General features: G+C 64.9%; 19 protein-coding genes and 1 pseudogene. 12 read left to right on the top strand and 8 right to left on the bottom strand.

Annotated features, from left to right (window positions below; translation table 11 throughout):
- Positions 1 to 169: 169 nt before the first annotated feature.
- The 8 genes and pseudogenes from EJ068_RS18080 to EJ068_RS18115 form a co-directional block, all read left to right on the top strand.
- A pseudogene (locus EJ068_RS18080) lies at positions 170 to 3655 on the top strand (indolepyruvate ferredoxin oxidoreductase family protein); the annotation flags it as partial.
- 147 nt (positions 3656 to 3802) lie between these two features.
- A complete protein-coding gene (locus EJ068_RS18085) occupies positions 3803 to 6118 on the top strand; it encodes an EAL domain-containing protein (protein WP_129554682.1) in 2316 nt (771 codons plus the stop codon).
- 334 nt (positions 6119 to 6452) lie between these two features.
- A complete protein-coding gene (locus tag EJ068_RS18090) occupies positions 6453 to 7214 on the top strand; it encodes a hypothetical protein (RefSeq protein ID WP_127249711.1) in 762 nt (253 codons plus the stop codon).
- A gap of 143 nt (positions 7215 to 7357) precedes the next feature.
- Positions 7358 to 7507, top strand: a complete 150-nt coding sequence (locus EJ068_RS18095) for a DUF3096 domain-containing protein (RefSeq protein ID WP_082056395.1) — start codon at positions 7358 to 7360, stop codon at positions 7505 to 7507.
- A 148-nt stretch (positions 7508 to 7655) separates the two neighbouring features.
- Entirely contained in the window at positions 7656 to 7880 is a 225-nt protein-coding gene (locus EJ068_RS18100) for an aa3-type cytochrome c oxidase subunit IV (protein ID WP_042645175.1), read from the top strand.
- Between the two features lie 85 nt (positions 7881 to 7965).
- On the top strand, positions 7966 to 9219 hold the full coding sequence (locus EJ068_RS18105) for a Re/Si-specific NAD(P)(+) transhydrogenase subunit alpha (protein ID WP_127249710.1): 1254 nt from the start codon (positions 7966 to 7968) through the stop codon (positions 9217 to 9219).
- On the top strand, positions 9219 to 9644 hold the full coding sequence (locus tag EJ068_RS18110) for an NAD(P) transhydrogenase subunit alpha (RefSeq protein WP_127249709.1): 426 nt from the start codon (positions 9219 to 9221) through the stop codon (positions 9642 to 9644). The genes EJ068_RS18105 and EJ068_RS18110 overlap by 1 nt, the downstream gene beginning before the upstream one ends.
- A gap of 1 nt (position 9645) precedes the next feature.
- The gene (locus EJ068_RS18115; RefSeq protein ID WP_127249708.1) at positions 9646 to 11043 is read left to right on the top strand and encodes an NAD(P)(+) transhydrogenase (Re/Si-specific) subunit beta; all 1398 of its coding nucleotides are present in this window, start codon (positions 9646 to 9648) and stop codon (positions 11041 to 11043) included.
- Between the two features lie 70 nt (positions 11044 to 11113).
- On the opposite strand, the gene gyrB is transcribed toward EJ068_RS18115, so the two are convergent.
- Complete coding sequence (gene gyrB, locus EJ068_RS18120; RefSeq protein WP_129554683.1) at positions 11114 to 13585, bottom strand: DNA topoisomerase (ATP-hydrolyzing) subunit B; 2472 nt, start codon at positions 13583 to 13585, stop codon at positions 11114 to 11116.
- 251 nt (positions 13586 to 13836) lie between these two features.
- Positions 13837 to 14409, bottom strand: a complete 573-nt coding sequence (locus EJ068_RS18125; RefSeq protein WP_127249707.1) for an NADPH-dependent FMN reductase — start codon at positions 14407 to 14409, stop codon at positions 13837 to 13839.
- 182 nt (positions 14410 to 14591) lie between these two features.
- On the opposite strand from EJ068_RS18125, the gene EJ068_RS18130 reads away from it, so the two are divergent.
- On the top strand, positions 14592 to 15962 hold the full coding sequence (locus EJ068_RS18130) for a cytochrome P450 (protein WP_127249706.1): 1371 nt from the start codon (positions 14592 to 14594) through the stop codon (positions 15960 to 15962).
- Positions 15963 to 16028: 66 nt separating this feature from the next.
- On the opposite strand, the gene EJ068_RS18135 is transcribed toward EJ068_RS18130, so the two are convergent.
- From EJ068_RS18135 to EJ068_RS18160, 6 genes are all read right to left on the bottom strand, one after another.
- Positions 16029 to 17012 (bottom strand): complex I NDUFA9 subunit family protein, encoded by a 984-nt coding sequence (locus tag EJ068_RS18135; protein WP_127249705.1) that lies wholly within the window; start codon positions 17010 to 17012, stop codon positions 16029 to 16031.
- Between the two features lie 371 nt (positions 17013 to 17383).
- Positions 17384 to 18385 (bottom strand): Ldh family oxidoreductase, encoded by a 1002-nt coding sequence (locus tag EJ068_RS18140; protein ID WP_189341902.1) that lies wholly within the window; start codon positions 18383 to 18385, stop codon positions 17384 to 17386.
- Positions 18386 to 18457: 72 nt separating this feature from the next.
- On the bottom strand, positions 18458 to 19267 hold the full coding sequence (locus tag EJ068_RS18145; RefSeq protein ID WP_042645166.1) for an ABC transporter permease: 810 nt from the start codon (positions 19265 to 19267) through the stop codon (positions 18458 to 18460).
- Positions 19267 to 19932, bottom strand: coding sequence for an ABC transporter permease (locus tag EJ068_RS18150; protein ID WP_127249729.1), 666 nt, complete (start codon positions 19930 to 19932; stop codon positions 19267 to 19269). Before EJ068_RS18150 ends, EJ068_RS18145 begins: the two co-directional genes overlap by 1 nt.
- Before the next feature lie 196 nt (positions 19933 to 20128).
- The gene (locus EJ068_RS18155; RefSeq protein ID WP_042645165.1) at positions 20129 to 20926 is read right to left on the bottom strand and encodes a transporter substrate-binding domain-containing protein; all 798 of its coding nucleotides are present in this window, start codon (positions 20924 to 20926) and stop codon (positions 20129 to 20131) included.
- 55 nt (positions 20927 to 20981) lie between these two features.
- The gene (locus tag EJ068_RS18160) at positions 20982 to 21797 is read right to left on the bottom strand and encodes an ABC transporter ATP-binding protein (protein WP_127249703.1); all 816 of its coding nucleotides are present in this window, start codon (positions 21795 to 21797) and stop codon (positions 20982 to 20984) included.
- 210 nt (positions 21798 to 22007) lie between these two features.
- Between EJ068_RS18160 and EJ068_RS18165 the strand changes: the two genes are divergently transcribed.
- The 3 genes from EJ068_RS18165 (at position 22008) to EJ068_RS18175 (ending at position 25250) form a co-directional block, all read left to right on the top strand.
- On the top strand, positions 22008 to 22880 hold the full coding sequence (locus EJ068_RS18165; protein WP_127249702.1) for a dimethylarginine dimethylaminohydrolase family protein: 873 nt from the start codon (positions 22008 to 22010) through the stop codon (positions 22878 to 22880).
- Positions 22850 to 23527, top strand: a complete 678-nt coding sequence (locus tag EJ068_RS18170) for a TetR family transcriptional regulator C-terminal domain-containing protein (protein WP_129554684.1) — start codon at positions 22850 to 22852, stop codon at positions 23525 to 23527. Before EJ068_RS18165 ends, EJ068_RS18170 begins: the two co-directional genes overlap by 31 nt.
- Positions 23528 to 23669: 142 nt before the next feature.
- A complete protein-coding gene (locus EJ068_RS18175; protein WP_127249701.1) occupies positions 23670 to 25250 on the top strand; it encodes a 5-guanidino-2-oxopentanoate decarboxylase in 1581 nt (526 codons plus the stop codon).
- Positions 25251 to 25396: the final 146 nt, after the last annotated feature.

Genomic DNA, 25396 nt, shown 5'->3' on the forward strand with positions numbered 1-25396 from the left:
TTCCTCACAAAGCGGTTAGCATGATCTTGCATGCGCCACCGGCCACTCGCCAGACCGTTTGTTGCGTGTTATCTGGCCTCTGTGATTTTGTTTGACCTCACCGCCTAGGGACGAAAGACTGCGACGTCCCACTCCGACGTTGGCTGCCTGATTTGAGGCGCCTCCGCAGAGGAAATACCTGATGACGCTGCACGACGTCGCGCTCGACGACAAGTTCGACCTTGGCAAGGAGCGCGTCTTCCTATCGGGTGCGCAAGCCGTCGTGCGCATGCTTCTGATGCAGCGCGAGCGCGACCGCCGCGCGGGCCTCAACACGGCGGGCTTCGTTTCCGGCTATCGCGGCTCGCCCCTGGGCGGCCTCGACATGCAGCTGTGGCGGGCGAAGAAGCAGCTTGCGCAAGCCGACATCGTCTTTCAGCCGGGCCTCAACGAGGAACTCGCCGCCACCGCCTGCTGGGGCTCGCAGCAGACCGAATTGCTGGGCGAGGGCACGCATGATGGCGTTTTTTCGGTCTGGTACGGCAAGGGCCCGGGGGTCGACCGGTCCGGCGACGTCTTCCGCCACGCCAATCTTGCCGGCTCCTCCAAGCATGGCGGCGTGCTTGCCCTGATGGGCGACGACCACATGGCCGAATCCTCGACCAACGCGCATGCCACCGAATTCCTCTTCGTCGACACCATGGTGCCGATCCTCAATCCGGCCGGCGTGCAGGAGATCATCGACTACGGCCTTTACGGCTTTGCCATGTCGCGCTTCGCCGGCACCTGGGCGGCGATCAAATGCGTCAAGGACAATATCGAATCGACGGCCTCGGTCGACGCCTCGATCGAGCGTCTGGGCATCGTCATTCCCGAATTCGACATGCCGCCGGGCGGCTTGAACATCCGCCACGAGATCGACATGCTCGGCCAGGAAGAGCGGCTGCACGAGTACAAGCGCGCCGCCGCCTCGGCCTTCATCCAGGCCAATGGGCTGAACCGCATCGTCTATTCCGGCGGCCGCAATCCCAAGCTCGGCGTCATCACCATCGGCAAGAGCTATCTCGACGTCCGCCAAGCGCTGGAGGATATCGGCATCGACGAAGCGGCCGCCAACCGCATCGGCATCCGCCTGTTCAAGGTCGGCTGTCCGTGGCCGTTGGATTTCCAGCACATCGCCGACTTCGCCCGCGGCCTCGACACCATCGTCGTCGTCGAGGAGAAGCGCTCGCTGATCGAGGTGCAGCTGCGCGAGAACCTCTACGGCACCGCCACCCAGCCGGTGATCGTCGGCAAGAAGGACGAGCGCGGTGACTGGCTGTTTCCGGCCAAGGGTGCGCTCGATCCGAACGAGATCGCGATTGCGCTCGGCGAACGGATCCTGCGCACCATCGGCTCCTCGGAAGAGATCGCAGCGCGGGTGGCGAAGCTGCGCCAGTTCCAGGCGATGCTCGCCGACACGCTCGATATCGGCTCGCGCACGCCTTTCTTCTGCTCGGGCTGCCCGCATAATTCCTCGACCAAGGTGCCGGACGGCTCGCTGGCCGCCGCCGGCATCGGCTGCCACTTCATGGCGCTGTGGATGGACAGGAACACCGTCGGCTTCACCGCCATGGGAGGCGAGGGCGCGCAATGGGTCGGACAGGCGCCGTTCTCCAAGCGCGACCACATCTTCCAGAATCTCGGCGACGGCACCTACAACCACTCCGGCGTGCTGGCGATCCGCTTCGCGCTGTCCTCCGACGCCAACATCACCTACAAGATCCTCTACAACGATGCCGTCGCCATGACCGGCGGCCAGCCGCATGAGGGCGGCCTGACCGTCGACATGATCGCCAGGCAAGTGCGCGCCGAGGGCGTCGAGCGCATCGCCGTTGTCACGGACGAGCCTGGCAAATATGCCGGCAAGGCCGATTTCCCGGCCGGCATAACCATCCACCATCGCGACGATCTCGATCTCGTCCAGCGCGAATTGCGCGAGGTGAAAGGCGTTTCGGTGCTGCTCTACGATCAGACCTGCGCCGCCGAAAAGCGCCGCCGACGCAAGCGCGGCACCTTCCCCGATCCGGACAAACGCGTCTTCATCAACGAGCTGGTCTGCGAAGGCTGCGGCGATTGCGGCGTACAGTCCAACTGCGTCTCGATCCAGCCGGTCGAGACCGAATTCGGCCGCAAGCGCCGCATCGACCAGTCGAGCTGCAACAAGGATTTTTCCTGCCTCAACGGTTTCTGCCCGTCTTTCGTCACCGTGCATGGCGGCAAGATCAGGAAGGCCGAAGGCACTGCCGGCAGGGCCGATCCGCTGGACGGCGTGCCGGCGCCGGCCGAATTCCGCATGGGCAACCAGGGCTGGGCGGCGATCATCGACGGCGTCGGCGGCACCGGCGTCGTCACCGTCGGCGCGGTGCTCGGCATGGCCGCGCATCTGGAAGGCAAGGGTTGCGGCATGATCGATATGGCGGGCCTCGCCCAGAAGGGCGGCTCGGTCTTCACTCATGTCCGCATCGCCCCGACACCCGAGGACATCCACGCCATTCGCGTCTCGGCCGGCAAGGCCGACCTTGTGCTCGGCTGCGACCTCGTCGTCTCCGGCGCCAAGAAGGTGCTGGGCGCGGTCCGCGAGGGCCACACGATCTTCCTCGCCAACACCGCCGAGATCATGCCCGGCGAATTCACCCGTTCGGCGGACTTCTCGCTGCCGGTCGAGCGGCTGAAGAAGGCGATCCGGGCCGCTGCCGGCGACGACAAGGCGCATTTCTTCGACGCCACCCGCACGGCGACCGCTCTGTTCGGCAATTCGCTCGGCGCCAACATGTTCATGCTTGGCTTCGCCTTCCAGCATGGCGGCCTGCCGCTTTCGGCTGAAGCCGTTGAAAAGGCGATAGAATTGAACGGCGAAGCGGTGGCGATGAATATCGCCGCTTTCCGCTGGGGCCGCCGCGCCGCGCATCAGCCCGACTTCGTACGTGGCCTGGTCGCTCAGACCGGCAGGCCTGCGCCCAAACCGGCCGAGACGCTGGACGATGTCATCGCCCGCCGGGTCGCCTTCCTCACCGCCTACCAGAACGCCGCCTACGCCAGGCGCTACGCCGACCGCGTGGCGACGTTGCGCGCCGCCGAGGCGAAGGCGATTCCAGGCTCGACGGTGGTGACTGAAGCGGCGGCGAAAAACCTCTTCAAGCTGATGGCGATCAAGGACGAGTATGAGGTGGCGCGGCTCTACACCGACGGCACTTTCGCCGCCGACCTCGCCAAGCAGTTCCAGAGCTACGAGAGGCTTGAATTCCATCTCGCGCCGCCGATCCTCGGCCGCCGCGGCAATGACGGCAAGCCCAGGAAATCGAGCTTCGGCCAGTGGATGATGAAGGGCTTTCGACTGCTGGCGGCGATGAAGGGCCTGCGCGGCACCGCCTTCGACCTCTTCGGCTACACGGCCGAGCGGCGCATGGAGCGGCAAGCGTTGAGGGAATACGAAGCCGATCTCGACCTCATCGCCGGCGCGCTGGCGCCGGGCAGGGTGGAGGCCGCGACCGCCCTGGCCTCCGTGCCGGCATTGATCCGCGGCTACGGCCATGTCCGGCAGGCCAGCGCCGCGAAGGCGGCGGGCGAGCGCTCGCGCTTGATCGAGCGTCTGGCCCAGGCTCCGGCGGAGCCGACGCTTCGCGCCGCCGAGTGACCGCGCCGGCGCATTGACGGCGCCAGAACTCCCGGATTCCCTGGTCTGTCCCGCCTGCTGCAACCCTCCGCAACCGGGGTTGAACGCCGTTCTAAGCCTTTCTTAAGGCGGGTGTGGCATGACAAGGCGTAGCGTTGGGCCAGCGGCATGGGTAGAACAAAGACCGAGAACATCCCGGCGGATGTCTATATCCAGTTCGTGCGGGCATTGTTCGACAACGCCGGCATGGTTGCGATCGGCGGCGTCTGCTACTGGATTCTCGGGTTCATGGTCTACCTGCGTACGCAGGATCTGCTTTATCTGACGTTGGCTTTCGTTCTGCTATCGGCCAGCCTCTGGCGGTACTTCAGCATCCGAGGCTTCCATAGAGCGGGCGGCACCATAGCAAGTGGCGCAGAGGCAGAAGCGATAGAGCGCAATTACATTCTCAAAGGCAGCGCGCAGGGCCTCGCATTGGGGTCATTCTGCTTCGTGTCGATCTACCTGCGTCCTGACCAATTTGCTGAACTGGCGTCGGTGTCGTTGTCGTTGACGACCCTGGTAACGGTTGTCGGACGAAGCTACGGGTCCATGCGCATGGTCCAGATTTTTTCCTTGACCCTCGTCGGGCCCGCGGCTCTTGCGCTCATCCTGCGCATGGATATGGCTTCTGTCGTCCTCGGCTTGATGATCTTCCCGTTGACGTTCGTCACCATCAACAGCGCCGACCATGTCCGCAACGTGCTCTTCTCCGCCGTCATCGGCCACAAGCAGGCCGGGAACCTGACGCGCCGGTTCGATCGCGCGCTCAACACCATGTCGCATGGCCTGGTCATGCTGGGGCCCGACGGGCGGGTTGCGGTGGCAAATGCCGAAGCCGCCCGCCTGATGTCGCTGAGATCGGGCGATGCCTTGCTCGGACGCTCGATCCACGGCCTTTTGATGCGGGGCGTCGCCGGCGGCATGCTGGCGCCGAAAGACTGCCGCTACATCGAGGCGCAGCTGACGCGCGCCCTGCGCGAAGGCCGCGACCGCAAGGTGCTCGTTTCGCTGGCCAATGGTCAGCATTACGAATTCTCCGCCCGCGAAGGCAGCCAGGAACTGGGCGTCATCACCTTCGAAGACGTGACGGTGCGCGTCGAGGCGGAAGAAAAGATACGCTTCATGGCGCGCTACGACAATCTGACGGGCCTGCCGAACCGCGCCTATTTCCACGAGCTGGTCCGTGAGGCCATGGCCTCCGGCGAGCAGGATCGGCTCTGCGGCCTCGCGGTGCTCGATCTCGACGACTTCAAGAGCGTCAACGACACACTCGGCCATCCGGTCGGCGACGGGCTGATCTACGCCGTGGCCGAGCGTCTCGCGGCGATTGCCGGACCGGGCATCACGGTCAGCCGCTTCGGCGGCGACGAGTTCATGATCTTCTTCGACCGCGTCGAGGACGAGAGCCATCTCGGCACCCTGCTCGATCGGATCTTCGCGGACCTGCAGGGCGAGGTGGACGTCGCCGGCCACGGCTTGCGCATCCAGGCCAGCGGCGGCGCGGTGCTGTCCAAGGTCAAGGACACCGAGGTTGATGCAATGATCGTCAAGGCCGACCTTGCCCTCTACAAGGCCAAGGAACTTGGCAAGAACAGCTGGCGGCTGTTTGAGGCGGCCATGGACGCCGCGTTCCGCAATCGCCAGCTGATGAAGGCCGATCTGCGCAATGCCGTGCAGGCCAAGGATCTGCGCGTGGTCTATCAGCCGATCGTCTCCATCAGCACCATGCGCATCGCCAGTTGCGAGGCGCTCTGCCGCTGGGACCATCCCGACCTCGGCCCAATCTCGCCCGGCGTCTTCATCCCCTTGGCGGAAGAGATGGGCATCGTTTCCGACATCAGCACCTTCGTGCTGGAGGCCGCCTGCGCCGAATGCGCCAAATGGCCGGCGCAGACCAGTGTGTCGGTGAACTTGTCGGCCAAGGATTTCCGCAGCCGCGACATCGTCCAGAAGGTCAGGGACGCCTTGGCCAAGTCGGGCCTTGCGGCGCACCGGCTCGAAATCGAGGTCACCGAGACCGCCTTGCTCGATGACAAATCGCTGACGCGCGAATCGATCGAGGACTTGAAGGCGCTTGGCGTGCGCATCGCGCTTGACGATTTCGGCACCGGCTACTCCAGTCTGAGCTATCTCCACAAGCTGCCGCTCGATAAGATCAAGATCGACCGCTCTTTCCTGGTCGATATGAACCAGAACCGGCAGTCGCTCGATCTGCTGAAGGGCATCGTCAGCCTGTCGCGGACATTGGGCCTTTCAGTCACCATCGAAGGGGTCGAGACCTTCGAGCAGCTGAAGACGCTGGTTCATCTGGTCAAGCCGGACTTCGTGCAAGGCTTTCTGTTCGGCGCCGCGCTCAGCGCGTCGGGCATCGAGACGATGTCGAGCGTCACCTGGCCATTTGCCGCGGACCTGCATATCGCCGGCAAACGAACGGCCAGCTGACCGGATTTCCGGGCAAAGCGCAAAACGGCTTCCACTTCGCAGAATTACGACCCGTATTGAGGACCCGCCAAATATATTGGCCGCTCAGGACAAGTGTAGGCTGGGCGTGCCTCGGCGCTTTCGAAGCTCTGAATTCGAAATGACTTCGTCGATTATAACCGGTTGGCATTAGAGGGTCGCTCGCGTCGGGATTTGCTTTTCTCGCGCATGATCAGCGAAATTGGGCGACCGGCATTAAGGTTAACAAGAGGTAAATCAGCAATATCGAATTTTCAGCTTGTGTCTCATTTCAACTCGAATAGCCTTGGTCGCAGGCGGAATTCGAGGACTGACAATGGATGCTGCGAGGAAGAGTGCGTCGGCCGACGCCAGCGCGAGGATGGACTCCGCGCTCAACCGGTCGATGATGGAACTGCTGGATCATGTTGAATATCGCCTCATCACGGGGGGTGAAGATCAGGAGGCGATCTATCGGCTCCGCTACAATTCCTATCGGCGCTCAGGTATGTGTGGTCCGATCGCGAGCGGGATGTTCGAGGATCGCTGGGATAATCTACCCAACGCCTATCGGTTCGGTGTCTATTGCTATGACCAATTGGTCAGCACACTGCGTTTCCATTATATTACCAGCGCGCAGCCATACTCGCCTTCGGTCGATGCCTATCCCGAAGTCTTGCTTCCACGGCTCGCCCGCGGCGAAACCTTCATTGACGGAACCCGCTTCGCGGCCGACCCCGACAGCGCGCCGGCGCCGGGGGTGCTGCCTTTTCTGACGCTCAGGATCGCCATGGTCGCCTCCTGCTACTTCGGTCAGGACTCGGTGCTGACGCCGGTCAAGATGGAGCATTCCTCTTTTTACGTTCGTTACTTTCAGGCCGTGCAGAGGACAGAGGCTAAAGCATTTCCGGGCGTTCTTCCCCCGCTCGCACTGTTCGAAATACCGGCCGGCGAAAACATGCGCCTGACGCTCAAACGATTGCCGTTCTTCAGATCGACGCCGATGGAGCAGCGGCTGATGTTCGGCAACCCGGCCATCAACCGGCTGACGCCCCTCTCGATCGTGCCGACGGCGAAATACTTTCGCGCCGCTGCCTGAACGCGGGCCATGAACCTTCTGCCGGCTGCGGCGTTAGCAAGCAACTCCAGGAAAGTGTGAGCGGTTTTCCGGCCGGAATTGCATCAGGACAAGCTCCGCAGCCGTCTGACGGGCGATCGCCTGTCGAATGAAAGGATTGCGACATGACCATTCATTCAATCGCGCTGACGCCGCTGATCTCGCTGATCGCCGGTGTGCTGATCCTGGTGATGCCGCGGCTCCTCAACTACATCGTCGCGCTTTACCTGATCGTCGTCGGCCTGCTCGGCCTTTTTCCCCAACTCGCCGGCTGAAGTCCCCCTTGCCGCGCGGGCCAGGGCGCGCCGTTCAATTTCAACTTTCATTTGAGGCTGTTGTCGCAGGCTGTGCGGCAATAGCGCCATTGCTCTTGGTTCGGCTTTTCGCTATGTGCCTCAAAGGCTTTTTCGAAGGGGTACTTCCATGGCTGATCACACGCCCGCCGGTCCGGTCGAGCTTGGCGCGCAGATGGACTATGCCGAGCACGACCGCACCTACAAGGCCTTCCTCGGCCTTGCCAAATACGGCTCGCTGGTTTGCGCCGCCATCCTCATCGCCATGGCCTTCGGCTTCTTCGTCGGCGGCTTCTTCTCGGGCCTCATCGTGTTCATCCTGATCACGGCCATCGGCACTCTCATTCTGCGGTAGACTTCCCAAGCCCATCGCCCTCGACGTCGCCGGACGTCCGGCCGACGCCTTGCGTAATCAAGGTTCCAGCCGAAAGGATCGTCCGGTGGGACAAATAGTGTTCATCCCTCGTGAGCTTGACCCGAACGAGCCGCGCGTCGCAGCCTCGCCGGAGACAGTCAAGCGCCTGGCCGGTCTCGGCTTCGACGTGATCGTCGAGCAGGGCGCCGGCCTCGGCTCCCGCATCCCCGACCAGGATTTTGCCGCGGTGGGTGCCACGATCGGCAAGGCTGCCGACGCGTCAAAGGCCGACGTGGTGCTGAAAGTGCGCCGGCCGACCGACGCGGAGCTGAAGGGCTACAAATCCGGCGCTGCCGTCATCGCCATCATGGACCCCTACGGCAACGATGCCGCGGTGGCCGCAATGGCCAAGGCCGGCATCACCGCCTTCTCCATGGAATTCATGCCGCGCATCACCCGCGCGCAGGTGATGGACGTGCTGTCCTCGCAGGCCAACCTTGCCGGCTACCAGGCGGTGATTGACGCTGCCGCCGAATATGATCGCGCGCTGCCGATGATGATGACGGCGGCTGGCACCGTGCCGGCGGCGAAAACCTTCATCATGGGCGTCGGAGTCGCCGGCCTGCAGGCGATCGCCACCGCGCGCCGTCTCGGCGCCGTGGTCACCGCCATCGACGTTCGCCCGGCGGTGAAGGAGCAGGTGCAGTCGCTCGGCGCCAAGTTCCTGGCGGTCGAGGACGAAGAGTTCAAGGCGGCCGAGACCGCCGGCGGCTACGCCAAGGAAATGTCGAAGGAATACCAGGCCAAGCAGGCGGCGCTGACGGCCGAGCACATCGCCAAGCAGGACATCGTCATCACCACCGCGCTGATCCCTGGACGACCGGCGCCGAAGCTGGTCTCGGCCGCCATGGTCGCCTCGATGAAGCCGGGCTCGGTGATCGTCGACCTTGCGGTCGAGCGCGGCGGCAATGTCGAGGGCGCGGTTCCCGGCAAGGTCGTGACGACCGAGAACGGCGTCAAGATCGTCGGCCACCTCAACGTGCCGGGCCGTGTCGCGGCCTCGGCCTCGCTGCTCTACGCCAAGAACCTCTACGCCTTCCTCGAGACGATGGTCGACAAGGCGACGAAGCAACTCGCCATCAAGCGCGACGACGAACTGGTCAAGGCGACGATGCTGACCGACGGCGGTCGGGTCGTGCATCCGAACTTCGCCAAGGCGGCGGAGGAGCCGCGCACCGAGCCGGCGGCCATTCCGGCGACGACCATGGTTGCCGATGCCGCCGACGCGAAGCCGGCGGCAAAGAAGAAGTCCGCAGCCAAGCCTAAGGGGACCGCGTGATGGACGCCTTGCAGAAAGCTCTCGATCAGCTCGATCAGGCGACCGCCGCCGTGCGGCTCGCGGTGCAGGATCTCGCCAACAACGCGCCGGGCGCGGCCGATGCCGCAAGCGGCGCGGCGCATGCGCTCTCGGGCGGCGCCATCGATCCCTTCGTCTTCCGCTTCGCCATCTTCGTGCTGGCGATCTTCGTCGGCTATTATGTCGTGTGGTCGGTGACGCCGGCCCTGCACACGCCGCTGATGGCCGTCACCAATGCAATCTCCTCGGTCATCGTCGTCGGCGCGCTGCTTGCCGTCGGCATTGCCGCTTCCGGCCTCGCCGCAGGCTTCGGCTTCGTCGCCCTGGTGCTGGTCTCGGTCAACATCTTCGGCGGCTTCCTGGTCACCCAGCGCATGCTCGCCATGTACAAGAAGAAGGAAAAGTGACGTGACCGTCAATCTCGCTTCCTTCCTCTATCTCGTGTCCGGCATCCTGTTCATCCTAGCGCTGCGCGGGCTCTCGCATCCGACCACCAGCCGCCAGGGCAATCTCTACGGCATGATCGGCATGGGCATTGCCATCGCCACCACGCTGGCGCTGGCGACCCCCTCTGCCGGCCGCTTCGGCCTGATCGTGCTCGGCCTCGCCATCGGCGGCGGCATCGGCGCCGTCACCGCGCGCCGCATCGCCATGACCTCGATGCCGCAACTGGTCGCCGCCTTCCACTCGCTCGTCGGCTTTGCCGCCGTCATGGTGGCAGCCGCCGCCATCTACGCGCCGGAAAGTTTTGGCATCGGCACGGCGGGCGACATCCACGCCCAGGCGCTGGTCGAGATGAGCCTCGGTGTGGCCATCGGCGCCATCACCTTCACCGGTTCGGTCATCGCCTTCCTCAAGCTCGACGGCCGCATGTCCGGCAAGCCGATCATGATCGGCGGTCGCCACCTGATCAACATCGTCCTCGGCGTCGCCCTGGTGGTGCTGATCGTGCTTCTGGTCACCACCGAGTCCAAGCTCGTCTTCTGGCTGATCGTCGCCGCCTCGCTGGTGCTCGGCGTGCTGTTGATCATCCCGATCGGCGGCGCCGACATGCCAGTCGTGGTGTCGATGCTGAATTCCTATTCGGGCTGGGCGGCGGCAGCGCTTGGCTTCACCCTCGGCAATTTGGCGCTGATTATCACCGGCGCGCTGGTCGGCTCGTCCGGCGCGATCCTGTCCTACATCATGTGCAAGGGGATGAACCGCTCCTTCATCTCGGTCATCCTCGGCGGCTTCGGCGGCGAGACGGCGGCGGCTGCCGACGACGGCATCGAGCGCACCGTCAAGCAAGGCTCGGCCGACGACGCGGCCTATCTGATGATGAACGCGCAGAAGGTCATCATCGTGCCCGGCTACGGCATGGCGGTGGCCCAGGCGCAGCACGCGTTGCGCGAAATGGCCGACAAGCTCAAGGCCAATGGCGTCGAGGTCAAATACGCCATCCACCCTGTCGCCGGCCGCATGCCCGGCCACATGAACGTCCTTTTGGCGGAGGCGAACGTCCCTTACGACGAGGTGTTCGAGCTCGAGGACATCAACTCGGAGTTCGCGCAGGCCGACGTCGCCTATGTCATCGGCGCCAACGACGTCACCAACCCGTCCGCGCGTGATGACAAGTCCTCGCCCATCTACGGCATGCCGATCCTCGACGTCGACAAGGCCCGCACCTGCCTCTTCGTCAAGCGCTCGCTCGGCTCCGGCTATGCCGGCATCGACAACACGCTGTTCTACAAGGACGGCACCATGATGCTGCTCGGCGACGCCAAGAAGATGACGGAAGAGATCGTCAAGGCCATGGACCACTGAGCTTGATTGCAGGCTTCAAAAGAGAGGCCCGGCAAATGCCGGGCCTCTCTTTTTGAGTGTGTAGGTGCGCTCAGATATCCAGATTAGCCACCGACAGCGCGTTGTCCTGGATGAACTCGCGGCGCGGCTCCACCTCGTCGCCCATCAGCCGCGAGAACAATGAATCCGCGTCTGTCGCGTCATTGACCTTGACCTGCAGCAGCGAGCGCACATTCGGGTCCAGCGTGGTTTCCCAGAGCTGCTCGGCATTCATCTCGCCAAGGCCCTTGTAGCGTTGCATGGTGAGGCCCTTGCGGCCGGAAGCGAACACCGCGTTGAGCAGCGCCAGCGGTCCCGAAACAAGCTCCGAGGTCTCCTTGCGGCGCAGCGTCGGCTGCTCGCCATAGACTTCCGAAAGCCGCGGCGCGTAGCGGTCGAGCTGGCGCGCGTCGGCCGAAGCAATCAGCCCGGCATCGAGCTGCACCACATCCTTCACGCCGCGCACCGTGCGTTCGAAGACATAACCGCCCGAGCCGTCATTGGAGGTCGACAGCCGGCCGGTCCAGCCGCGCTCGGTCTCCTCGGCGATCATGTCCAGCCGCTGCGCGACGCGCTCGGCCATCGCGTTGGCGCGGCCGAGATCGGCAAGCACGTCGGCATTGAGCGCGCCGGCGATCGCCGCCTGCTCGACGACGCTGCGGTTGTAGCGCGTGTGCAGCCCGTTGATCAGCTGGCGCACCGCCAGCGCGTCGTCTACGGAGCTGCGCAGGTCCTGCCCGGTCCGCACCTCGCCGGAGGCGAGCACCAGCGAGGCCTCATCCAGCCCGGAGCCGATCAGATATTCCTCATAGGCGCTCTCGTCCTTGAGATATTGCGAGCTCTTGCCCCGTGTCACTTTGTAGAGCGGCGGCTGGGCGATGTAGAGATGGCCGCGCTCGATCAGCTCCGGCATCTGCCGGAAGAAGAACGTGAGCAGCAGCGTGCGGATGTGGGCGCCGTCGACGTCGGCGTCGGTCATCAGGATGATCTTGTGATAGCGCAGCTTGTCGGCGTTGAACTCGTCCTTGCCGATCGAGGTGCCGAGCGCGGTGATCAGCGTGCCGATCATGTCGGAGGAGAGCATGCGGTCGAAGCGCGCCCGCTCGACATTGAGGATCTTGCCGCGCAGCGGCAGGATCGCCTGGTTCTGCCGCGAGCGCCCGCCCTTGGCCGAGCCGCCGGCGGAGTCACCCTCGACGATGAAGATTTCCGACTTGGCCGGGTCGCGCTCCTGGCAATCGGCGAGCTTGCCGGGCAGCGAGGTGACGCCGAGCGTGCTCTTGCGCGTGATGTCGCGCGCCTTGCGCGCGGCTTCGCGCGCCGCGGCCGCCTGGATCACCTTCTCGACCACGACCCTGCCTTCGCTCGGATGCTCTTCCAGCCAGGTGCCCAGCGCCTCGTTGACCAGGCTTTCCACCACCGGGCGCACCTCTGACGAGACCAGCTTGTCCTTGGTCTGCGAGGAGAATTTCGGGTCGGGCACCTTGACCGAGAGAACAGCGGTCAGGCCTTCGCGGCAGTCGTCGCCGGTCAGCGAGACCTTTTCCTTCTTGGTCTGGCCGGAAGACTCGCCATAGCCGGTGATCTGCCTGGTCAGCGCCGCGCGGAAGCCGGCCAGATGTGTGCCGCCGTCGCGCTGCGGGATGTTGTTGGTGAAGGCCAGCACATTCTCGTGGTAGCTGTCGTTCCACCACATCGCGACTTCGACGGTGATGCCGTCGCGCTCGGCGCGGATGGCGATCGGCGCCTCGATCAGCGGCTTCTTCACCCGGTCGAGATATTTGACGAACTCTTCCAGCCCGCCGTCATAATGCAGCTCATGGCGCACAAGGTCGGCATGGCGCGCATCGGTCAGCACGATGCGCACGCCGGAATTGAGGAAGGCGAGCTCGCGCAGCCGGTGCTCCAGCGTGTTGTAGTCGAACTCGACCATGGTGAAGGTCTCGGCCGACGGGAAGAAGGTGATCTCGCTGCCGCTGCGGCCTTCATAAGTGCCGGGCTGCTTGTCCTGCACGTAGCTGCCGGTCACCTTCAGCGGCGCGTCGGCATTGCCATGCGTGAAGCTCATCTCGAAAATCTCGCCGTTGCGGCGGATCTTGAGCTTGAGCCAGGCGGAAAGCGCGTTGACCACCGAGACGCCGACGCCATGCAGGCCGCCGGACACTTTATAGGAGTTCTGGTCGAATTTGCCGCCGGCATGCAGCTGCGTCATGATCACTTCGGCCGCCGAAACACCCTCCGAGGGGTGGATATCGGTCGGAATCCCGCGGCCATTGTCGATGACGGTAACGGAACCGTCGGGGTTGAGCGTCACCGAGACGAGGTCGGCGTGGCCGGCAAGCGCCTCGTCGATGGCGTTGTCCACCACCTCATAGACCATGTGATGCAGGCCCGAGCCGTCGTCAGTGTCGCCGATATACATGCCCGGACGCTTGCGCACCGCGTCCAACCCCTTCAAAACCTTGATGGAATCGGCGCCGTACTCGGCTTGCGCGCCAAATGCGCTTTCGGTCTGATCGCTCATGAAAACCTGTCTGATTGATGTCGCTGGTCCGGCGCCGAAAAATGGCCGCGAATCGCGCCGTTTTGATGTCCTAGATATAGGCGCAAATGGCGGATTTTCCAAGGTTTGCGGGCATTTTGCCGGCTTGGCGGCAAGGTGCTTCCACGCCCGCGCTGATACGGTCCCGGCGTTCGGCCGAAAAGGGTCGATGAAACGCAAAAGGCCGCGCCTAAGCGCAGCCTGATAATTGCCTTGCTGGGAAGCTTTCGTGCCTATTCGGCCGCGCGCAGCGTCTTCAGCGCCCCGCTCCAGCGGAACAACTCGTCCAGCATCGTCTTCGCTCCGCCCTGCACCTGCTCGCTCGGATGATAGGCGCGCTTCTCATCGAGCAGGCTCGCATAGGCCGGTAGCGCCACCCCCTCCGGGATCGGCATGACGCCGACCGAGGTGAGCAGCGGCTTCAGCGATTGCGCGGCGCGCAATCCGCCGGATATGCCGCCATAGCTGAAGATCGCCGCGGGCTTGTAGCGCCACTCATGCAGCAGATAGTCGATGGCGTTCACGATCGCGGGTGCCACGAAGTAGTTATACTCCGGCGCCACGAACACGAAGGCGTCGGCGGCGTCGATCGCCTTTGACCACGCCTTGGTGTGGTCGTTCTCATATTTGCGCAGGCGCGGATGGTGCGGCTCGTCGAGCATCGGCAGGTGGAACGCGGCGATGTCGGTCAGCGCCGGCTCGAACTTGCCGTGCTCGCGCGTGAATCCTTCCAGCCATTCGCCGAAGATTGGACCGGCGCGTCCCGGCCGCGTGCTGCCGATGATGACGTTCAGACGATGCTTCACGGGAGAGCTCCTTGCTTGGCGGTATCTATTGGTGACTATCGCAGGCTACCGCCGGCAACAAGCAGCTATTGGCTGATGCCGGTCACATTCCGGCGAGATGGCGAGACAGTGCGGTGCCGTCCGGTCACATGGACGCCGGCCTTGTCGGGCACTACATTCACCGCTGTCAGCGGAGCATCTTTATGGACACCAAGCCCGCCCCCTTCGTGCCGCCGGCGCCCAAGCCGCGCACTGAGCCGCCTTCGACGCTGGAGATGATGCGCATCGTCTACCGCAACCCGCTCGAATTGTGGGGCGAGCACACCTACAACGAGCCGTGGGTTTCGGCCAATGGCGTCGGCGGACACCTGATCGTCGCCAACGATCCCGGCCTCATCCGCCATGTGCTGATCGACAACGCCAAAAACTACAAGATGGCGACGGTGCGCCAGCTGATCCTGCGGCCGATCCTGCGCGACGGGCTGCTGACCGCCGAGGGCGAGGTCTGGAAGCGTTCGCGCAAGGCGATGGCGCCGGTGTTCACGCCGCGCCATATCTTCGGTTTCGCCGACCCGATGCTGAAGCGCGCGCTGGAATTCGTCACCCGCTATGAAGCGGGCGGCATGACCGATGTCGCGCATGACATGACCCTGCTCACCTATGACATCCTGGCCGAGACGCTGTTTTCCGGCGAGATCGCCGGCGAGCCGGGCAGCTTCGCCAAGGAGATCGACCGCCTGTTCGAGACCATGGGCCGCGTAGACCCGCTCGACCTGTTACGTGCTCCGGAATGGCTGCCGCGCCTCACCCGCATCCGCGGCCGCAAGACCATGGCCTATTTCCGCAACATCGTCGCCGGCACGGTGAAGATGCGCGAAGAACGGATGAAGCGCGATCCGGGTGGCGTGCCGCAGGATTTCCTCACGCTGCTGCTTCGGGCCGACGGACCGGACGGGCTGACCCGCGCCGAAGTCGAGGACAACATCATCACCTTCATCGGCGCCGGCCACGAGACGACCGCGCGGGCGCTGGGCTGGACGATCTATTGCCTGGCCGCGGCGCCCTGGGAACGCGACAGGGTCGAGCAGGAGATCGACGCCGTGCTGGCGCGCGAGCCCGATCCGACCAAGTGGCTGGACGCCATGCCGCTCACCCGCGCGGCCTTCGAGGAGGCGCTTAGGCTCTATCCGCCGGCGCCTTCGATCAACCGCGAGCCGATCGAGCCGGAGACCTGGAACGGCCTCTACATTCCGAAATACGCCGCCGTGCTGGTGATGCCCTGGGTCGTGCACCGCCACAGAAAACTCTGGGACAGGCCGAACGCCTTCATGCCGGAGCGTTTCCACCCGGAAAACCGCGACAAGATCGACCGCTTTCAGTACCTGCCCTTCGGCGCCGGCCCGCGCGTGTGCATAGGCGCCAGCTTCGCCATGCAGGAGGCGATCATCGCTTTAGCGATCCTGTTGTCGCGCTTCCGCTTCGACGTCACCTCCGACACCAAGCCATGGCCGGTGCAGAAGCTCACCACGCAGCCGCAGGGCGGCCTGCCGATGCAGGTCTCGCGCCGGGGCTGAGCAATGCATGCCGCCCAGAAATGTGCAGCGGTTCTGGGTTAACGACATGCATCAAACTTAGATCCTCTACCGGTCGGCGATCGGCCGGCGCTGCTGGAACTGGCCGGCGGCGCGGAAGCGCCAGAGATAGCTGGGCAGGATGGTGGCGATCGCTTGCGGCTGGATGCCCAGCCCGGCAAGCGTCCTGGCGGCCTTGACGGCGTCGTCCGAGACGACATTGTGCTCACGCAACTGCAGCACCTGGTCCTTGGTCAGGAGCGGATTGGGCAGCAGCTGGAGGATCGATGCCTGGATGTTCGCCACCCAGAACGGCACCGGCACCAGGAGACGGCGGCGTTCGATGACCGTCAGCAACTCTTCCATGCATTCCTTGAAGGTCAGCACCTGAGGGCCGCCAAGCTCATAGACCTGGCCACCCCTGACATTGCCGTCGACGGAGCGCGCCACCGCTTCGGCGACATCGCCGACATAGACCGGCTGGAACTTGTTCTGTCCGCCGCCGATCAGCGGCAGCACCGGAGAGTAGCGCGCCATGTTGGCGAAGCGGTTGAAGAAGGAGTCCTCCGGCCCGAAATTGATCGACGGGCGGAAGATGGCGGCGTCCGCGATCGTATCGAACACCGCCTTTTCGCCGAGCGCCTTGGTGCGGGCATAGCTGGACGGGGAATTCGGGTCGGCTCCGAGAGCGGAGATGTGGGTGAGGCCGGCGCCGACCGAGCGTGCGGCCTCGGCGACGGCGCGCGCGCCGAAATCGTGCACCGCGCCGAATTTCTGGCGGCCGGTCTCATGCAGGATGGCGACGAGGTTGACGACATGGTCGGCGCCCTGCACGGCGCGGTCGACCGACCAGCGCACGCGCACATTGGCCTGCACCGGCTGGATCTGGCCGACATTGCCGAGCGGCTGCACGTGGCCGGCAAGGTCGGGCCGCCGGCAGGCGACACGGATGCGGTAGCCGCGCTTGGCCAGGGCGCGAACGACATGGCGACCGACGAAGCCCGAGCCGCCGAAGACGACGACGAGCTTGGGGGTCTGCAGGATTTCGGTCATGACTGGCTCCGCGCGAATGCTTGGCTGAAGCCGTTTCTTAATCCGTTTCTCGCCAAAGGCAAAGAGCGACCGGAGGTCGCCATTGCGTTGTTTTTGGACTTGCCCGGAACGCCCCTCCTGCAGGGTTTGAAGAAGACAGAAAACCCCGCCGAAGCGGGGTTTTCCGGGCAGTTCCGCGCCAAAACAGGGTCCAACGAGGCTGCCTGACCTGAGACGGTATCAAGGTGGCGTGAAGCAAGCACGCCCGCCTCGCCCTGAACGCCCGGCGCGGCGCCGCCAGCCACGAGCCGGACGAAGTCAACCAGGCGGCTCGCGGCATCGGTGCCGCGAATGTGTCGCGTCAGTTCGGGAAAAGGTTCAACAGCCGGGAATCAGGCCGAGTAACGCTCGGCGAATTCCGAAATGCGCTGCACGACCGACCTGGACGTGGTGATGCCACGCGCCTTTGCCTTCTCCGCGGCTTCGGCGCGCGAGCGTCCAGGAATATGCACGCCATAGCGCCGCCGCAGCCGGTCGAGCTGGTCCTTCATGCGCTGCTCGAAGTCCGGATCGAGCAGCTTGGGCTCGATGGCGAGAACGAAAAGGCCGGTGCCGGGGCTGTCCGGCCCGCCGGTGAACCAGGGCGCGTCGAGGGACCAGTTGGCGCCGGAAATGCCGGCGGCCAGCACCTCGACCATCAGCGCGATGTTGGCGCCGCGCTGACCGCCGAAGGCAAGCATCGCGCCCTTCATCGCCGCCGCCGGATCGGTGGTCGGGTTGCCGCTGGCATCCAGCGCCCAGCCTTCGGGGATCTTCTTGCCATCCTCGGCCGCCTTGCGGATGTTGACGAAGGCGGTGGCGCTCGACGACTGGTCGATGACCAGCGGCGGCCCGTCGGCGGCCGGCGAGGCGAAGGACATCGGGTTGGTGCAATAGACCGGCTTGACCGATCCGGAGCCGGCCAGCACCGCCGGCCCATTGGTGGCGGCGAAGGACACCAGCCCCTGTTCCGCCAGCCGCCCGGTGAAATAGCCGAGCGCGCCGCATGTGTAGGCGTTCTTCTGCGAGAAGATCGACACGCCGAACAGTTTCGCCGCCTTGACCAGGTCATCGATCGTGCGGTCGAAGCCGGTATGGGCAAGCCCGCCGCGCGCGTCGGAGAGGTAGACCGCAAGCGCCGGCCGCGTGATCACCGGATCAGCATTGCCGTGGATGCGACCGGCTTCGAGCGCCTCCAGATAGTCGATGAAATGCGACAGCCCGACCGTCGACAGGCCTTCGGCCTCCGCGGCGATGATCGAGGCGGTCAGCGACTGCGCCGCCTCCTCATTGGCGCCGGCGCCGAGCGCCGCCATCCGGCATAGGCCTGTTGCCTGGTCGAGGGTGAGTTGCATCAGAGTTGCCCTGCAGCGAGTAGCGAATAGGGAATAGCGAGTAGGGGAGATAAAGGAACTACTCTCTATTCGCTACCCGATCTTCACCGGAATCCTCGCCTCGATCCGGCTGAACGCGAAGACGAGAATGCCGGTGATCGTCATATAGATCAGCGCCAGAAGCAGCAAAGGCTCATAGGTCAGGTAGGTGTCCTGCCGCACCTTGGAGGAGACGGCGAAGATGTCGATGACGCTGATCGTCGCCACCAGTGGTGTCGACTTCAGCTGCAGCACCGTCTCGCCGGTCAGGGTCGGCAGCGCCCGGTAGAAGGCCTGCGGCAGCCAGATGCGGCGGAAGATTTTCCAGCGGCTCATGCCGAAGGCGCGGGCGGCCTCCAGCTGTCCGCGCGGCACGCCGGCAAAGGCGCCGCGCATCACTTCGCCCTCATAGCCGGCGAAGGAGAAGGTCAGCGCCACCACGGCATAGGGCCAAGCCTGCCGGAGATACGGCCAGAGCCAGGATTCGCGGATCCACGGATATTGCGGGAAGATCGAGCCGAGGCCGTAATAGAGCAGCCAAAGCTGCAGGAGCAGCGGCGTTCCTCGGATGATGGTGCAGAAGACCTTGGCCGGTGCCGAGAACCAGATCGGTCCGCCGGCCTGCGCGAGCCCGAGCGGCACCGCAAGCGCGAAGCCCAGCGCGCAGGTGACGGCCAGGATCCAGAGCGCCCGCCAGATGCCCATCAGGCCCATTTCCCAATATTGCGGCAGCCAGTCCCAGCGCATGAAGAGGGCCGCGCAGAGCACCAGCGCCAACGCGATCAGGATAAGCACGATGCGGTGCGGCTTGAGCCAGATCGAGGCGCGCGCCGCCATGTTGATCGCGGTGGCTTCGGCCGACATCAGCGCGCCTCCTTGACGGAGGGCATGCCGCGCCGCGACCAGGCCTCGACGCGGCCGATGATCAGGTTGGAGAAGAGGGTCACGGCCAGGTAAAGCACGCCGGCGGCGACGTAGAAGAGCAGATAGGCCTTGGTGACGCCGGCTGCCTGGCGCGTCGCCAGCGTCAGCTCGAAGAAGCCGACGACGGCAAGCAGCGCCGTGTCCTTGGTGGCGATCAGCCAGAGATTGGCGAGGCCGGGTATGGCGAAGGGGAGCATCGCCGGGAGCGTGATGCGCCTGAGCATCAGACTGGGCGACATGCCATAGGCGCGGGCGGCCTCGATCTGGCCTTGCGGGATGGCGAGGATAGCGCCGCGGATAACTTCGGTCGAATAGGCGCCCTGGACGAAGCCCAGCACGAAAATGCCGGCCGCCAGACCGCTGATATCGACACGGCTGTAGCCCATCGCCGCCAGCACCTGGTTGATGAGGTCGGTGCCGGCGTAATAGAGCAGCAGGATCAGCACCAGTTCCGGCACCGCGCGGACCACCGTGGTGTAGACGGCCAGAAGGTCGCGCGTCACCGGCCCGCCATAGAGCTTGCCGAAGGCGCCGGCGGTACCGATCATCAGGCCGAGGCAGGTGGCGCCGATGGCGATCTCGAGCGAATGCAGCAGCCCGACCAGCAGCGTGCCGCCCCAGCCTGGCGCCACCGGTGACAGGAGTTCGATGATGCCGGCCGCCGAGGCCGGAAGAAAGGCGTCGATCAGCTTCGCCCCCGGTATTGCTGGCAAGCCGCTGACGTCGAAGCCGGCGGCAAGCGTGCGTGGCAAGGATCGGGCATGGCGCGACCGCCATGCCCTCACTCAGTTGCGAGAGGGTTCAGTTCGACTGCGTGGCGCCGCCATAGATGTCGAAGTCGAAATATTTCTTCGAGATCTCGTCATATTTGCCGTTGGCGCGGATCGCCTTGATGCCGGCGTTGAACTTTTCCTTGAGCGCGGTGTCTTCCTTGCGGATGCCGGCGCCGACACCCGGTCCCAGCACCTCGTCGTCCGGGGCCACCATGCCCTTCAGGTCGCAGCAGGCCTTGCCCTGGTCGGATTTCAGGAATTCGCCGAGCGCAATCGAGTCGGCCTGCACCGCGTCGATCCGGCCGGCGGCCAGATCGTTGTTGGCTTCATCCTGCGTCTGGTATTCCTTGATCTCCTGCGCGCCGGTGAAGTGCTTCTTGGCGTAGACCGCATGCACGGTCGAGACCTGGACGCCGATCACCTTGCCCTTGAGATCGTCCGGCGTGGCGCCGAACTTCTGGTCCTTCGGCCCGATGATCGCGGTCGGAGTGTTGTAGTACTTGTCCGAGAAGTCGATCGTCTTCTCGCGCTCGGCCGTGATCGACATCGAGGAGACGATGGCGTCGATCTTCTTGGTGGTCAGCGCCGGAATGATGCCGTCCCAGGCAACCGGCGTGATCACGCAGTCGAGCTTCTCTTCGGCGCAGACCGCGTCGACGAAATCGATCTCCCAGCCGACCCATTTGCCGCTGGCGTCGGGCGAGGTGAAAGGCGGGTAGGGCTCGGCGGCGACGCCGATCTTGACCTGCTCGGCCTTGGCGACGCCGCCCATCGCCGCGACGCCGAGAAGCAGCGCTGCCGCGAATGTCTTGAGAACAGTCTTCATGTCAGGACTCCCAGTTTGTTGTTGTTCCCGGTTTTCGCCCCGCTTGACGCCGGCCCTAGCCGACATTGCGGAGGAATTGTTTGAGCCTTTCGGATTTGGGCGCGCCGAACAGCTGTTCGGGCGGACCCTCTTCCTCGACCAGCCCGTTGTAGAGATAGACGACATGCGTCGCGACCTCGCGGGCAAACTTCATTTCATGCGTCACCAGCACCATGGTGCGCCCCTCGCGCGCCAGATCGCCGATCACTATCAGCACCTCGCCGACCAGCTCCGGATCGAGCGCCGACGTCGGCTCATCGAACAGCATCACCCGCGGATTGATCGCCAGGGCGCGCGCGATCGCGGCGCGCTGCTGCTGGCCGCCGGACAGGAAGGCTGGATAGACATCGCGCTTCTCCGCCAACCCAACGCGGGCGAGCAGCTTCTCGGCCTGGGCGATCGCTTCGTCGCGCTTGACGCCCAGCACATGCACCGGAACCTCGATGACATTCTCGATCAGCGTCATGTGGCTCCACAGGTTGAAATTCTGGAACACCATGCCGAGCCGGGAGCGGATACGCTCGATCTGCCTGCGGTCGGCCGGAACGGTATGGCCGTGGCTGTCGGCCTTGAGCTTGATCTCCTCGCCATTGACCCGGATGATGCCGCTGGTGGGATTCTCAAGGCAGTTGATGCAGCGCAACAGCGTCGACTTGCCGGAGCCGGAGCCGCCGATGATGGCGACCACCTCGCCGTCGCGCGCCGACAGCGAAACGCCCTTCAGCACGTGCAGCTGGCCGAACTTCTTGTGCAGGTTCCCGACATGGATGGCTTCGGCGGCGGCGCTTTGCGCCTTGCCGGATTGGACTGGGGCGGCATCCGCCACGCTCACCGGGCAACCTCTCTATGGTCGAAGGCAGGTCGTCGAACGTCCATCCGGCTAATCAACATACGCTGCACTGCCCACTCCAGACCTCAGCATGGACCCGACAGCGCGAGCCCGTCAATCCCGCTCATTACGGCACTTGCGGCGTTGTTGTGCAAGTGTATAAATAGCGTTTCATGAAATTTTTTCGCTTTTTTTCATCTTAGAAGGGCATCGATGAGCGCTTTCGGATCACAGTCCATGGCGGCGCCGTTGCGGCGCGTGCTGATGCGTTCGGCGGCCAACGCCATGCGCAGCGCCGACAGGGCTGCCTGGCACTATGGCCCGGGTTTCGACCCGGCGAAAGCAGCAATGCAGCACGCGGTCCTTGCCGAACTGGTGGCGGCTTCGGGTGCCGAAATCGAGTGGATTGAGGACAAGGCCGACGGTCTCGCGGATTCGGTGTTCACGCATGACCCATCGCTGGTGACCGATCGCGGCGCGCTGATCCTGTCCATGGGCAAGCCGTTGCGTGCCAAAGAGCCTTCGCTGCATGAGGAGACCTATAGAAGACTGGGCATTCCGGTCCTCGGCCGCGTCGAGGCGCCCGGCCAGGTCGAAGGTGGCGACTGCGTATGGGTGGATGCCCGCACGCTGGCGATAGGGCGCGGCGTGCGCACCAACCAGGAAGGCATCCAGCAGGTTGCCAACCTGCTGACGCCGCTCGGCATTTCCGTCTACGGCTTCGACCTGCCGCTGTGGCAGGGCGAAGAGGCCTGCCTGCATCTGATGTCGGTGATCAGCCCGCTGGCCGACGACCTCGCGCTGGTCTATTCGCCGCTTCTGCCGGCCCCGTTCTACCAGATGCTGAAGGCGCGCGGCATCCGCCTGGTCGAAGGCGATCCGCAGGAGTTCGCCGCGTCCAACGGCCTCAGCCTGAACGTGCTGCCGACCAGCCCGTTGAAGGTCATTGCCGTTGCCGGCTTTCCCAAGACCAAAGCCGCGATGGATGCCGCCGGCTGCACGGTCGAGATCTTCGAGGCGGATGCGCTCTGCATTGCCTGCGAAGGCGGCCCGACATGCCTGACGCGGCCGATCCTGCGCCAATGAATGCGCCGTCCCGCCGCAAGTTCCGCCGCGAGGGCGAGGAGCGGCGGCGGCAGGACCTGATCGATGCGACCCTGGACAGCGTTGCCGAACATGGCCTTGAGGGCGCCACCGTGCGCACCATCGCCTTGCGCGCCGGCGTCACCGCCGGGCTGATCCGCCACTATTTCCCCGGCAAGGAAGATCTGCTGCGGGAAGCCTATGCGGCATTGATGGGCCGCATGACCGAGCAGGCGAAAGCGGCATTGCTCATGGAAGACGCCTCGCCCCGCCGGCGACTTGCCGCCTTCGTCACCGCCAATCTCAACGCGCCGATCATCGATCAGCGGGTGTTTTCGCTCTGGGCGACCTTCATCGGCCGTGCCGGCGCCGATCCGACGCTCGCCCGCGCCCACCGGGAGGGCTATCTCGGCTTTCGCAACGAGGTGGAAGCGGTCGTGGCCGAAGTGCTCGCCGCCGAGCGGCGCAAGCCGGACGCAAGCGAACTGCGCCACCATGCCATCGCCATCAACGCCATCATCGACGGGCTCTGGATCGAAGGCTGCCTGGCCGGCGAGATGTTCTCGCCTGGCGAATTGGCGGCGATCGGCATCAAAGCCATAGAGGCCGAGGTCGGCCTCGCGCCGGAAAAGCAATTCCAGGAAAAGTGAGAAGCGGTTTTCCGTCCGGAATTGCGTAGAAAAAAAGCAATTCCAGGAAAAGTGAGAAGCGGGTTTCCGTCCGGAATTGCGTAAGAAAGAAGAGATAGAGCGGGTTGCTGGAACAGTGACCCGCTGTAACGGGAGAAGACCAATGACCACCATCGGTGAAGCGCTGATCACCTTGCTCGAGGCGCATGGCGTCGACACCGTCTTCGGCATTCCGGGCGTGCATACGGTCGAGCTCTATCGCGGCCTGGCGCGTTCGAGGATCCGTCATGTCACGCCGCGCCACGAGCAGGGCGCCGGCTTCATGGCCGACGGCTATGCGCGCGCCGGCGGCCGGCCGGGCGTCGCCTTCGTCATCACCGGACCGGGGCTGACCAACACCATCACCGCCATGGGCCAGGCGCGCGCCGATTCCGTGCCGATGCTGGTCATCTCAGGCGTCAACGCCACCGATACGCTGGGCAAGGGTCTGGGCTACCTGCATGAGTTGCCCGACCAGCGCGGCATGATGGAAAAGGTGGCGCTGTCTTCCGAGCGCATCACCGAGGCCGGGCAATTGCCGGGCGCGCTCGCCCGCGCCTTCGCATTGTTCTCGTCGGCCCGGCCGGGGCCGGTGCATATCGAGATCCCCACCGACGTCATGGTCAAGCCCGCCAACGGCATCGCGGCGGCGCTGAGCAACGCCGCGCCCCCGGCGCCGGACGCGGCGGCGGTCGCGGAGGCGGCGAAGTTAATCAAGGCGGCACGCCGTCCACTGATCCTCGCTGGCGGCGGCGCCAAGCAGGCTGACGCGGCGTTGCGGCGCTTCGCCGAGACGCTCGGCGCTCCGGTTGTCGAGACCGCCAATGCGCGCGGCCTGCTGCATGGCCATCCGCTTTGCGTGCCGGCGAGCCCCAGCCTCAAGGCCGTGCGCGCGCTGGTGGCGGACGCCGATCTGGTGATCGCCGCCGGCACCGAATTCGGCCCGACCGACTATGACGGCTATGGCGACGGCGGCTTCGTGCTGCCGAACAATCTGATCCGCATTGATATCGGCGCCGACCAGATCGCGCGCCGGCCGGTGACGGTCGGCATCCAGGCCGATTGCGCCGAGGGCATCGAGGCTTTGCTTACGGCGGTCGGGCCCGGTCATGTTGCGGCTGGGGATGGCCAGGCTCGCGCCGCCGCGACGCGCCAGGCCGCGCGGGCCGAACTGAAGCCCGAATACCTGGCGCAGGTGCGCGCGGTGGAGACGATCCGCGACGCGCTGCCGGGCGCCATCATCGTCGGCGATTCAACCCAGCCGATCTATGCCGCCAACCTCTACTATGACCATGATCGTCCCGGCGGCTGGTTCAACGCCGCGACCGGCTTCGGCGCGCTGGGCTACGGTCCGCCGGCGGCGATCGGCGCGGCGCTTGCCGTTCCGCAAGCGCCCGTGGTGTGCCTCACGGGCGATGGCGGCTTCCAGTTCACCTTGCCGGAGATCGGCGCCGCGCTCGACGCCGACACGCCGGTGATCTTCGTCGTCTGGAACAATCGCGGCTATCGCGAGATCGAGACCTCGATGCTCGACGTCGGCGTCGAGCCGGTCGGCGTCTCGCCGGCGCCGCCGGATTTCTGCAAGCTCGCCGAGGCCTATGGCATCGCGGCCGAGCGGTTGACCGGAACTGCTGATCTGGCCGAGGCGCTGAAGCGGGCACGGGCGGCCGGCAAGCCGCGCGTCATCGAAATCACCGTCGACTGAAAGGCTGGTGCGGCCGTCGCCCGGCCGGTGCCGGCGGGTCGGCAATTATCGTCACCGGCCACGACCCCCACACATGCAAAGACGCTGCGCCAGCCATGTCGATATTTCAATTGAGTGACAGCGCGAAAGGCGCGACGTTCCAGCCT

This window comes from Mesorhizobium sp. M2A.F.Ca.ET.043.02.1.1 (assembly GCF_003952405.1).
GTDB lineage: Bacteria > Pseudomonadota > Alphaproteobacteria > Rhizobiales > Rhizobiaceae > Mesorhizobium.